We start from the raw sequence: 4,782 nt of genomic DNA, 5'->3' as shown, positions 1-4,782 counted from the left end.
ACTATTCTTCCTTATATAGAAAACAGAACGATATCGACGCGATATCTCGAAACGTTAACAACATCCGGGATAGTTCCGTCCCAAGCTCTCATATCCGCCGGAAGACCACGGAACGACTGCTGCGCGGCGCAGGGTATCGACCAGTCTCTTTCCAGTATCGGACATGACGACAACGGACCTCTATTCAGGCGGTAATACAGACGCCCATACGGAACAAACCGCTTCCGGTGAAGCAGGACGGATCATGGCAGCTTCGCACCCCCCTGTATGTCCCCCAACCAAGGGACAATGCCGCTTTTTGTGCAAAATTATCTCGATTTCATCGCATCGTTATAAAAAACGTTAAATTATTCCGTCTATTTTTGTGTTCCATGGCACGACTGCGTAGCCCTTGGCCGTTGCGGAACACCTGATCGGACAGGCGTATTGCCGGGCAAAAAAATGCCTTTGTCCCTTGGTTGGGGGACATACAGGCAAGCCTGAAGGTGTCATGGTCCCCGCCATGTCACGAGGGATAAATCATACATGATTATTCGCCTGCTTCATGCCGCAGAGCCGACGCACCCAGCTGATTGGTGCGCCAGTCATCGCATGCAATCGGCGACCTTCGGGCAGGCATGCTGCCGGTGCCGCCTGACAGGCGTGGGCGAATTCGATGAAAGGATCAAGCCGTGATCGCGATAGATTTGAAATCACTTGTCGCCCGACTGAACGATTCATGCCGAAAAAGCCTGGAATCCGCAGCGGGGCTGACGCTGGCGCGCACGCATTACAATGTCGAGCTGGAACATTGGCTGCAAAAGCTCTGCGATGCCACGGATACCGACATTCCGGCTATTTTCCGACATTATGATATCGATATGGGGCGCTTCCTGGCCGATCTGGGCCGCGCGTTCGAACATATGCGCACCGGCAATTCCCGCGCACCGGGTCTTGCCCCCGATATTGTCGAGGCCATGAAACAGGCCTGGCTGATTGCCTCCATCGAAGATGCCGCATCGCGCATTCGCTCGGGCCATCTGCTGCTGGCCCTGCTGGCGGATGAAACGCTGGGGCGGCGCATGCGCGACATGTCGCCACAACTACGCAATATTCCCGTCGATAACCTGCGGCGCGACCTGGACAGCATTGTCGCACAAACGACCGAAGCCAGTGGCGACGCGTCAGGCCCCAAGGCAGAACCCGGCGCTGCACAACCCCAGCCGCGTGGCGATGGTGCACTGGAACAGTTCACGCAGGATCTGACGGAACTGGCCCGTGCCGGGCGTATCGACCCCATTCTGGGCCGTGACGCGGAAATTCGCCAGGCGATCGACATTCTGGGGCGGCGGCGCCAGAACAACCCGATCCTGACGGGTGAGCCCGGCGTGGGCAAGACTGCCGTTGTTGAAGGCCTGGCGCTGAAAATTGCAGCAGGTGACGTGCCGGACTCCATGAAGGATGTCACCCTGCGCACACTCGACCTTGCACTTCTGCAAGCGGGTGCCGGCATGAAGGGCGAATTCGAGCAAAGGCTGAAATCGGTTATCGAGGCGGTCAAATCCAGCCCCAGACCCATTATCCTGTTCATTGACGAAGCCCATACCCTTATCGGCGCCGGTGGCCAGGCCGGTCAGAATGACGCGGCCAACCTGCTCAAGCCCGCCCTGGCACGGGGTGAACTGCGCACGATCGCCGCAACCACGTGGGCCGAATACAAAAAGTATTTCGAGAAAGATGCTGCCCTGACAAGGCGTTTCCAGGTCGTGAAGGTTGAGGAGCCGTCCGAACCCATGGCTGTTGCCATGATACGGGGCCTGACCGGCACGCTGGAAAAGCACCATGGCGTGCGTATTCTGGATGAAGCGATCGTGGAGGCGGTGCGCCTGTCCGCACGGTTCATCCCCAGCCGCCAGTTGCCGGACAAGGCGATCAGCCTGATCGATACGGCTTGCGCGCGCGTGGCGATGAGCCAGGCCACCATTCCCGCCGAAATAGAGGACCGCGAACGCCGCGTAGACCTGATCCAGACCGAGACGACCATCCTCACGCGGGAAATGGCGGCAGGTGGCGCGCATGAGGCCCGTCTTGCGGAACTGGTGAGTGAGGAAACCCGCCTGAAACACGAGCTGACAGAACTGTCCGCCCGTTTCACGCAGGAAAAGGAACTGGCCACCCGTATCGCGCAGACACGGGCTGAGATTGAAAATGCGGCGCCCGACACCGACACGACCGCGCAGCGTGCAACATTGAACGCCCTGCAGAACGAACTCTACGGGTTGCAGGGTGAAACACCGCTGATCTTCCCCGTTGTCGACGGGCAGGCCGTCGCGGCAATTATCGAGAACTGGACGGGCATTCCCGCGGGGCGCGTGCGCTCGAACGAAATCCGCACGGTCCTGAACCTGGAAGCGGCAATGGCGGAGCGCATCATCGGCCAGCCCCATGCGTTGGAAGCCGTCGCCCAGGCCATCCGTACCAGCCGTGCGGGCCTGACCGACCCGCGCAAGCCGATTGGCGTCTTCATGATGGTGGGCACGTCGGGCACCGGCAAGACCGAAACCGCCCTGACACTGGCCAACCTGCTTTACGGCGGTGAACAGAACCTGACTGTCATCAACATGACCGAGTTCAAGGAAGAACATAAGGTCTCGTTGCTGATGGGTAGCCCACCCGGCTATGTCGGCTATGGCGAAGGCGGTATCCTGACCGAAGCGGTGCGCCGCAAACCTTATTCCGTCATTCTGCTGGACGAGATGGAAAAGGCCCATCCCGGCGTGCAGGACGTGTTCTTCCAGGTTTTTGACAAAGGCCACATGAAGGATGGTGAAGGACGGGATATCGATTTCAAGAACACCGTCATTATCATGACATCCAATGCGGGCACCGACCTGATAGAAAAACTCTTTGCCGACCCCGATACGGCGCCGGATTCAGTCCAGCTGGCAGAAGCGCTGCGGCCGGAACTGATGAAATATTTTAAACCGGCCTTTCTGGGGCGTACGACGATTGTGCCGTATTTCCCGCTGTCGGATGCGGTCATTCGCGATATCGTAAAATTACAGTTCAAGAAAATTGCACGGCGTGTACGGGATAATTACAAGGTCGACTTCCACTACGCGCCCGAACTGGTCGATATCATCGCCGCCCGCTGCAAGGAATCGTCGTCCGGCGCACGCAATATTGAAAATATCCTCTCACGCACTCTACTCCCTGAACTGTCGGCGGAAATTCTGTCCCGTCTGGCTGCGGGCAAGGATATAACGACTGTCGCGGTGAATGTCCGCGAAGACGGTCATTTTTCCTATAAACTGGACTGAAATATTCCCTCGCCCGCGATAATTGGAGTGTCATTTCAAGGGGAGCGTAACGGCTGAAAATATAAGCCTTAATGCCATGGCCGTCAGTTTTTTGAAATCGGGCGATATGCCCACAGATGATGGTAAAATTGCCTGATATTATAGACTGGCAGGCAGCAAGGTCATTCGGTTATTTTTTGCAATGGAATGCTACAGCCACATTGGCCGTTACAGGATCGGTCGATATGGCAGCATTCTCCGCCTATTGTGTCAGGCGTGTTTCCATTATTATGAAATGGCACCCCCTGGCACCCTGATCTCAAATACGGAATCTGGCATATGCCATAATTGTGCAATCAATGTTCATAATATCCTGTGGGATCACTACGCAATGGGTGCAACCAACCCGCTTGAAGTCATGATCGGAAAAAGCCTGTCCTGATCCAGGACTATCTCTCTCAGGATGAAAAGAACGCCCTTCCGCTGTGTCAAAGGAGTCATTCGAAATGTCTACCCGGAAATTTCTCTCGCTCTTTCTTCCTTCCAAGCCAAAAGTCATCAGTAGCCCGACACCCGATACGACGCATCGTGTGAAAAAGGCACGTAATGAAACGGACGATATTGGGGCAATCAATTCTGTACTGACAGACCCATTGATAAGAAATGCTTTTTTGAAATCGTTCATAAATCGTGGCGATCAAAAATCAGCTATATTCATTTTAATGATGCAGCAGTTCAAGAAATCATATGATGGCCTCAGCCAGGTAAAGGCCTATTCTATTTACGATATATCGATCCGAATAAAAGAGAGTGATGAGTCAAAAAACAGCACGCATGCCTCGACACCCCAAGCCCAGTTGGGTAGCAAAGGTACAAGCTATACTTCAATACCAAGTTATTTGCAGATCCAATCGGAAGACGGGCCATCTTATGATAGCTTTCTTTCCAATATCGCTATTTCAAAAGAGCAAAGTGTGCAAATTGCACGGTATTTACAGGATGGGCGCATAAAGAATGCGTTTGATGGCGCGTATGCTACCGTGTGTGCACAGTTGCTGCATAAGAAGACTGTCAAGGACTTTATAAACCAGATCGTAAGCGAAAGTCGAAGCTTCACACCTCAAGGAAAAAGTGAAAGTTATATCAGTCAGCTTGCGTCCAATTTGGAAACGGTGGGATTCGATACCAGGGCAATGGGCCTCTATTTGTGATTATACGCCGGTATTGAAGGCAGAATTAAAGCCGCCTTCTAATTTTATATTCCCGTGCAAGGGCATACCGAACGGTAAGAATACCCTTGCAGAGAGCGCGCCGTCACAATTCTTTCTTAAAACAGGAACGCTCGTGGCGATGCGTTCACTACGTGTTGCCGTAATCATTTTCCTGCTCATACAGCAAATAAATATGCATTTTGTCCCCCCTCTGGGGGACATACAAGCCCTTCCAAAACTGTCATGCTTTCTCTCAGACAGCTTTGCGTTACAGACACTACGAGGGAAATGCA

General features: G+C 54.0%; 2 protein-coding genes. Both read left to right on the top strand.

Annotated elements, in window-relative coordinates:
• Positions 1–671 precede the first annotated feature (671 nt).
• Positions 672–3,299: a type VI secretion system ATPase TssH gene (gene tssH / locus J2D77_RS16970; RefSeq protein WP_207847705.1), complete on the top strand. Its 2,628-nt coding sequence runs from the start codon at positions 672–674 to the stop codon at positions 3,297–3,299.
• Positions 3,300–3,784: 485 nt separating this feature from the next.
• Positions 3,785–4,489 (top strand): hypothetical protein, encoded by a 705-nt coding sequence (locus tag J2D77_RS16965; RefSeq protein WP_207847704.1) that lies wholly within the window; start codon positions 3,785–3,787, stop codon positions 4,487–4,489.
• Positions 4,490–4,782: the final 293 nt, after the last annotated feature.

The organism is Acetobacter garciniae (genome assembly GCF_017377735.1).
In the GTDB taxonomy this organism is placed as follows: domain Bacteria; phylum Pseudomonadota; class Alphaproteobacteria; order Acetobacterales; family Acetobacteraceae; genus Acetobacter; species Acetobacter garciniae.
Note: the sequence above shows the minus strand (reverse complement) of the source record. Positions and strands in the feature narration are given on the sequence as shown.

Excerpts from the sequence above, each read along its gene's own strand:
- J2D77_RS16965 (WP_207847704.1), top strand. The coding sequence starts at position 3,785 with ATGTCTACCCGGAAATTTCTCTCGCTCTTTCTTCCTTCCAAGCCAAAA.